This is a genomic window from Streptomyces triticisoli (genome assembly GCF_003270085.1).
Lineage (GTDB): Bacteria > Actinomycetota > Actinomycetes > Streptomycetales > Streptomycetaceae > Streptomyces > Streptomyces triticisoli.
The window spans coordinates 26,807-33,252 of sequence record NZ_QFDQ01000142.1 but is presented as its reverse complement, the minus strand read 5'-3'; the positions used below and the strand labels follow the sequence as shown (position 1 = coordinate 33,252).

6 protein-coding genes are annotated in these 6,446 nt (G+C 73.7%); all 6 read left to right on the top strand.

Translation table 11 applies throughout. The features are described 5' to 3' along the window. Positions 1–221: ATP-binding protein (locus DEP02_RS19710; RefSeq protein WP_332871988.1), on the top strand; the 221-nt coding region annotated here is incomplete at its 5' end. A gap of 151 nt (positions 222–372) precedes the next feature. After that, complete coding sequence (locus DEP02_RS19705; RefSeq protein ID WP_112469007.1) at positions 373–1,260, top strand: pyridoxamine 5'-phosphate oxidase family protein; 888 nt, start codon at positions 373–375, stop codon at positions 1,258–1,260. A gap of 306 nt (positions 1,261–1,566) precedes the next feature. After that, positions 1,567–2,229 carry an OsmC family protein gene (locus DEP02_RS19700; RefSeq protein ID WP_232839195.1) on the top strand — a complete coding sequence of 221 codons (663 nt, stop codon included), beginning with the start codon at positions 1,567–1,569 and terminating at the stop codon, positions 2,227–2,229. Between the two features lie 25 nt (positions 2,230–2,254). Next, positions 2,255–5,086 carry a cation-translocating P-type ATPase gene (locus DEP02_RS19695; protein ID WP_269809369.1) on the top strand — a complete coding sequence of 944 codons (2,832 nt, stop codon included), beginning with the start codon at positions 2,255–2,257 and terminating at the stop codon, positions 5,084–5,086. Continuing rightward, complete coding sequence (locus tag DEP02_RS19690; protein ID WP_112469000.1) at positions 5,083–5,742, top strand: potassium channel family protein; 660 nt, start codon at positions 5,083–5,085, stop codon at positions 5,740–5,742. Before DEP02_RS19695 ends, DEP02_RS19690 begins: the two co-directional genes overlap by 4 nt. Beyond that, positions 5,739–6,395 carry a potassium channel family protein gene (locus DEP02_RS19685; protein WP_112468999.1) on the top strand — a complete coding sequence of 219 codons (657 nt, stop codon included), beginning with the start codon at positions 5,739–5,741 and terminating at the stop codon, positions 6,393–6,395. Before DEP02_RS19690 ends, DEP02_RS19685 begins: the two co-directional genes overlap by 4 nt. Positions 6,396–6,446: the final 51 nt, after the last annotated feature.

The window sequence follows — 6,446 nt, the reverse complement described above, 5'->3', positions numbered from 1 at the left end:
CCGAGGTGGTGCTGGACACCGACGGCAGGACGGTACGCGTCGTGGTCACCGACAACGGCGTGGGCATCCCGCCCGGGGGCCGCTGCAGCGGCCTGGCCAACATGGCCGAGCGGGCCCGGAGACTGGGCGGTGACCTGGAGCTCACCACGCCCGAGGGCGGCGGCACCAGACTGGTCTGGCAGGCGCCGGTGAGCGACGCGCAGAACCCGCCCGGGAGCTGACCGGCTCCGAGCGGGTGCCTTCCCGCGGGGCCGGGGCCGTCGCGGGGGAATCCACGCCGTACGCCCCTGCCGGGCGGGACCTCGATCCCGTTGGTGCGGGGGACGGACCGGGGCGATCCTGGGAGCGGAATCCCTGAGAGAAGGCATGACCATGCACGCTCAGCTGGGCGACCGTCTGGTCGTCGAAAGCCCGGTCACCGGCGTCCCCCGGCGTGACGGCGAGATCGTCGGCCTGCACCACGGCGACGGAACACCCCCGTACGACGTGCGCTGGTCGGACACCGGCGAGGTCACGCTGGTCTTCCCCGGGCCGGACGCGCACGTCCACCACCTGGGACACGAACGGGCCCCGGCCGGGGGGACGGCCCCCGCCGAACCCGCCGCCCCCGCGGCGGGGCAGCCGGGAGACTTCGGACGGCGTCTGGCGGCGGCCCGCCTGCGCCGGGGACTCGGCCTGGAGGAGACGGCCGGCCGTGCCCGGATGTCGCCGCAGTACCTCGCCTACCTCGAACAGCGCCCGTCGGAGCCGGGCATCGCGACCGTCCTGCGTCTGGCCGACGCGCTGGGCACCACACTCGTCGCGCTGCGCGGCGGCGACCAGGAACTGCCGCCGGGACAGGGGCAGGCGCTGCTTCACCCGCGGTTGACGGACCTGAGCCAGGACGAGTGCCGGGCGCTGCTGTCCACGCACGGGGTGGGGCGCATCGCGTTGACCACCCGGGAAGGACCCGCCGTGCTCCCGGTCAACTACGAGGTGGTGGACGAGGCCGTCTTCTTCCGCACCGCGCCCGGCTCGGCCCTCGCCGGGGCCGTCGGCGACGAGGTCGCCTTCGAGGCCGACCACGTCGACGAGGCGATGAGCCGGGGATGGAGCGTGCTCGCGGTCGGGCGCGCCGAGACCGTCGACGACCCGGAGGCGGTCCGCCGGCTGGAGAACCGGGCCCACTCCGGGCCGTGGGCGGGCGGCGCGCGCACACTCTGGGTGAAGGTGTCTCCCACCCGCCTGACGGGACGCCGCATCACGGCGGCCGACCGGTGAGGGCGGGCAGCCGGTCGGGGCGGCTACCGGTGATCTTCGGCTGAGCGGGTGCTGAGCGGGTACTGGAGGGCCGAGGGACCTTCGGGGCCCGGTGTGGACTGTTCGGCCCGAGACGCCGCAGCGGCGACGGCAGTCGACTGGAGGAGCAGAGGACGGCCCATCGCCGTCCGGAGCCTTCGAGGAGATCCCGGGTGTGGTGGCGGTCCGTCCTCGTCCCGGCTTCGCCCACGGCGGCGCCGGCCTCGACGCGGAACCGCCGCGGACGAGTGCGTCACCCGTTGGGACGAGCGCAGGGAGGAAGCCGACATGAACATCGAGACCCGCTGCGGCCGCAGCATCAACGTCACCCGCTTCGCACCCCGGGGACTGCCGGCCTCCATGGGACGGGTCGTCCTGGAGACCTCCTGCACGCCCGAGGACAAGGGCGAGCTGTGGGCGTCGATGACGCCCGAGGAAGCCAGGAGCCTGGCGGCCCTGCTGCTCTTCCAGGCGGCGGCGGTGGAGTCCGCCCCCGACGGCGGGCCCGGACATGTCGAGGTGGTCCCGGTCGCCGGTGACGCCTACGAGATCCGGGTCCGCGACCACGTCCTCACCGTCGACCAGCCGCGCTCCGACGGAGGCAGGGACACCGCACCCACACCCGTGGAGCTGTTCGTGTCGTCCGTGGCCGCCTGTGCGGCCCACTACGCGGGACGCTTCCTCGACCGGCACGGCGTCAGCCGCGAAGGACTGCGCGTCCAGGGACGCTTCCGCATGGCCGACGACCGCCCGGCCCGGGTGTCCGAGATCTCCCTCACCGTCCGGGCCCCGGCCCTGCCCGAGGACCGTCTTCCCGCCCTGCGCGCCGTGGTCTCCCACTGCACGGTGAGCAACACGCTCGCACGGCCCCCCGAGACCCACCTGACGGTCGTGTGCGGGGCGGAAGCGGAACCGGCGACCCCGGCGGCCCGGGAGGGGAGCCCGGCATGAGCGCGTACGCGACCACCGTGGCCTCGTGAAAGCCCTCCGCCCCTCCCGCCAGGGCGACAGGGCTCCAGGTGCCGCGCAACCCGCCGGCCCGCCACCACCGCCCTCCGCACTCTCCGGCGAGCCGGTGCACGCCCGCGCCGTCACCGACGTCTTCGGGGCGCTGGGCAGCTCACCGCGCGGACTGCCCTCCGCCACCGCGCGGGCGCGGCTCCAGGAGCGGGGACCGAACGAGCTGCCCCCTGCCCGGGGCCCCACGGTATGGCGTCAGCTGGCGGGCCAGTTCACCGACCTGTTCGCGGTCGTGCTGATGGTCGCCTCGGCCATCACCTTCCTCGCCTACACACTGCAGCAGCCGCGGGAGACGGGCACGCTGCAGCTCGCCGTGGCGATCCTGTGCGTGGTGGTGCTGAACGCGTCCATCGGCTTCGCCCAGGAGTACTCCGCGGAGCGGACCGCCCAGACCCTGCAGGCGATGGTTCCGCACCGGTGCCGAGTGGTGCGCGACGCGGGCGTGGTGGAGCTGCCGGTGCGGGAACTGGTGCCGGGCGACCTGGTGGCGCTGGAGGCGGGCGACACCGTGCCCGCCGACTGCCGCGTGGTGGAGGCACACGACCTGACGGTCAGCAACGCGGCCATCACCGGAGAGAGCGAGCCGGTGCGCCGTACCGCCGAACCCGACACGGCCGAAGAGGCGCTGCGGGCCCGCAACTGCCTCTTCATGGGCACCGACGTGATCACCGGCACCGCCAGGGCGGTCGTCTTCGCCACCGGCCGGGCCACCGAGTTCGGCCGGATCTTCCGGCTCACCGCCGCGGCACCCCGGCAGAGGACCCCGCTGCAGCGGCAGGTGGCCTCGATGGCGCGCCGGGTCGCGGGCACCGCGCTCGCGGTGGGCGCCCTCCTGTTCGTCATCCGGCTGCCCAGCGGCCAGGGCCTGGTGCCGTCGTTCGTGTTCGCGCTGGGTGTGATGGTCGCGCTCGTGCCCGAGGGCCTGCCGGCCACCCTCTCGGTCTCCCTCGCCCTCGGCGTGCGCCGTATGGCCCGCCACCACGCCCTGGTGAAGAAGCTGCTCGCCGTGGAGGCACTGGGCTCCACCACGGTGGTGTGCACCGACAAGACCGGCACGCTGACCCAGGCCGAGATGACCGTGGTACGGGTCTGGGCCTGGGACCAGGAGCACACCGTCACCGGGGTGGGCTACGAGCCGAACGGCGAGGTGACCGATCCCGCACCGGTGCGGGAACTGCTCCGGTCGGCCGCCCTGTGCTGCGACGCCCGGCTCGTCCCGCCCGACGGTGGAGGACGGTGGCGGGTGCTGGGCGACACCACCGAGGGCGCGCTGCTGGTGGTGGCCGCCAAGGCCGGGCTGGACATGGCGGCCGAGGAGGCCGCGGCACCCCGGATCGCCGAGCACCCCTTCGACTCCGTACGCAAGCTGATGAGCACCGTGCACGACGAGGGCGGGGCCCGGAGAGTGCGGGTGAAGGGCGCCCCGTCGGAGGTGCTGGACCGCTGCACCCGCCTGGACCGCGGCGGCACCGTCGCCGTCCTCGCCGACGAGGAGCGCAAGCGGATCGAGGCCGAGGCCGACGAGCTCGCGACCGAGGGCCTGCGGGTGCTCGCCGTCGCCGGACGGGACACCACGGGCTCCTCGGGGAACCGCGACGCGGACGAGTCGGACCTCACCCTGCTCGGTCTCGTCGGCATGCAGGACCCGCCCCGGCCGGAGGTCCACGCGGCCGTCGAGTCCTGCCACCGGGCGGGCATCCGGATCGTGATGGTCACCGGCGACCACCCGTTGACGGCCGAGGCCGTGGCCCGTCGCGTCGGCATCGTCCGGTCGGCCGCACCGGCCGTGGTGACCGGAGCGGCGCTGGACGCCATGGACGAGGCGGCGCTGGACCGGCTGCTGGCCGCCGGGGGAGAACTGCTGCTGTGCCGGGTGAGCCCGGAGCACAAGATGCGGGTGGTCACCGCCTTCCAGCGGCGCGGCGAGGTCGTCGCCGTCACCGGGGACGGCGCGAACGACGCCCCCGCCCTCAAGCACGCGGACATCGGCGTCGCGATGGGCGCCTCCGGCACCGATGTGGCCCGCGAGGCCGCGGAGATGGTGCTGCTGGACGACTCCTTCGGCTCCATCGCGGTGGCGGTGCGCCTGGGCCGGACCGTCTACCAGAACATCCGCAAGTTCCTCGTCTACCTGTTCAGCCACAACATCGGCGAGCTGGCGCCCATCCTCGCCGCCACCTTCGCCGGGTTCCCGCTGGTGCCGATCACCGCGGTGCAGGTCCTCGCCATCGACCTCGGCTCCGACGTGCTGCCCGCCCTCGCCCTCGGGGCCGAGCCCCCGGAGTCCGACGTGATGGACCGGCCGCCGCGGCCGCGGACCGAGCGCCTGTTCTCCCGGGCCGTCGTGCGCCGGATCGCCTTCCTGGGCGGCATCCAGGCGCTGGGCGTCTGCGCGGTCTTCTTCTGGCACATCCACGCCTCGGGCATCCCCTACGCCGACTTCACCGCGGACAACCCCGTCTACCGGGAGGCGATCACCATGGTCCAGGCGGGCATCGTCGTCAGCCAGTTCTTCAACGCGCTGGCGGTGCGCACCGAGCGTGAAAGCGTGTTCAGGGCAGGCGTGTTCGGCAACCCATGGCTGATCGCCGCCGGGCTCTTCGGCCTGGCGCTGATGGCGGCCATCAGCTATCTGCCGCTGCTGCAGGGCGTGTTCCACACCGCCCCGCTCACGGCCGGCGACTGGGCCCTGCTGACCGCCGTCGGGGTTCTGCCCCTGGCCGCCGACGAGGTGCGCAAGTTCCTGCTGCGCAGGCGCACCGCACCACCGGAAGGAGAGCAGCGATGAGAGTCGTCGTCGCCGGGTGCGGGCGAGTGGGGTCGGTCCTGGCCGCCCAGCTGGCCGGAGAGAGGCATGACGTCCACGTGATCGACCGGGACCGGGGCGCCGGACGCCGTCTGCCGCGGGGGTTTCCCGGCGAGTTCCACCTCGGCAACGGCTTCAGCAGGCGCGTGCTGGAACAGGCGGGTGTCGCCCACAGCGACGCCGTCGTGGCCGTCACCTCCGGCGACAACAGCAACCTGGTCATCGCCCGGACCGCCAAGGAGACCTACCGTGTCCCCACCGTCCTCTCCCGCGTGCACGATCCGCGGCGCGCGGAACTGTACGAGGGCCTCGGCATCCCGACGGTCTCCGACGTCACCTGGTCGGTCAACCGCATCCACCAGATGCTGCTGCACCGCCACCTCGTCCCCGACGTGACCTTCGGCAACGGCGAGACGCTGCTCGTCCGCTCGGCGGTACCCGCGTACCTGGCGGGACGGAAGCTGTCCGAGTTCGAGGTCGACGGCGAGATCCGGGTGGTGGAGGTGACCCGCGACGGACGGTCCCTGGTACCCCGGCGGACCACCACCGCCGCGCCCGAGGACGTGGTCACCTTCGCCGTGGCCGCCCACTGCCTGCACCGACTCCGTGCCTTCCTCGACAAGGAGCTGGGGACATGAACGTGCTCATCGCCGGCGCGGGCAGGCTCGGCACACGCGTCGCCCAGGTGCTCACGGCCGCGGGCAACGAGGTCACCCTCGTCGACGTCGACGAGGACCGCGTCGAGGCGCTGCGCGGGCAGTGCGACGCCCGCCTGCTCGTCGGCGACGCCGGCGAGCAGGCGGTTCAGGCGAGGGCGGGTACGGCGCACGCCGACCTGGTGATCGCCGCCACCGGGCGGGACGAGGACAACCTCGTCATCAGCTACCTCGCCAAGCGGCGCTTCGCCGCGCCCCGCGTAGTGGCGCGGATCAACGACGACGAGAACGCCTGGCTGTTCGACCACCGCTGGGGCGTGGACATCGCGGTCCCGTCGGCCACACCCCTCGTCTCCCTGATAGAGGAGGCGACCGGCGCCGCGGACACGGTCGCGCTGCTGCGCCTCAGCACCGCGGGCGTCGGCATCATCGAGACCGCCATCACCGCCCGTTCCAAGGCGGCGGGCCGCCTCCTGGGTGACATCCGGCTGCCCGAGGGCACCCTGGTGGCGACCGTCGTACGGGACGGAAACCCCACCGCGCCCAGCCCCTCCACGCGTCTTCAGCCGGGCGACGAACTCCTGCTCGTCTCCCACAGTGCCGAGGAGCAGGAGATCCACGCGGCCTTTCAGTGACCTGACGTCCGACCCGACGTCCGTCCGACCCGCTGGGAGACGGCCCGGCGC

Excerpts from the sequence above, each read along its gene's own strand:
- DEP02_RS19705 (WP_112469007.1), top strand. The coding sequence starts at position 373 with ATGCACGCTCAGCTGGGCGACCGTCTGGTCGTCGAAAGCCCGGTCACC.
- DEP02_RS19700 (WP_232839195.1), top strand. The coding sequence starts at position 1,567 with ATGAACATCGAGACCCGCTGCGGCCGCAGCATCAACGTCACCCGCTTC.
- DEP02_RS19690 (WP_112469000.1), top strand. The coding sequence starts at position 5,083 with ATGAGAGTCGTCGTCGCCGGGTGCGGGCGAGTGGGGTCGGTCCTGGCC.
- DEP02_RS19685 (WP_112468999.1), top strand. The coding sequence starts at position 5,739 with ATGAACGTGCTCATCGCCGGCGCGGGCAGGCTCGGCACACGCGTCGCC.